Annotated in this window: 1 protein-coding gene; it reads left to right on the top strand. The window is 45.0% G+C overall.

The features are described from left to right. A partial coding sequence (parM, locus tag AB4585_RS28775) for a plasmid segregation protein ParM domain-containing protein (protein ID WP_372172198.1) occupies positions 1-298 on the top strand: 298 nt, incomplete at both ends.

Here is a 298-nt window from a genome sequence, read left to right as displayed (position 1 = left end):
ACCTCAGACTCATCACTAGATACGCAGCATATTGACTACCAACTAAGCGATGAAAACCTACTATCAGTTCATAATGCCCTTCAGCAAACCGAACTTGATCCAACAGCACCAACCGTTTTGATTTGTACCCTGCCGATAACGCAGTATTACAATCAAGACGATATGCAGAAGAACGAAGATCTAATCGAAGCTAAGAAAAGCAACCTACTGCGCTCGGTCGAACTTAATGGTGGAACGCCCTTCAACATCGTTGAAGTTCGTGTAATGCCCGAATCAGCACCTGCGTGCCTAAGTACAC

The sequence above is a fragment of the Vibrio sp. 10N.222.49.C9 genome, assembly GCF_041474985.1.
Taxonomy (GTDB): domain Bacteria; phylum Pseudomonadota; class Gammaproteobacteria; order Enterobacterales; family Vibrionaceae; genus Vibrio; species Vibrio crassostreae_C.
Note: the sequence above shows the minus strand (reverse complement) of the source record. Positions and strands in the feature narration are given on the sequence as shown.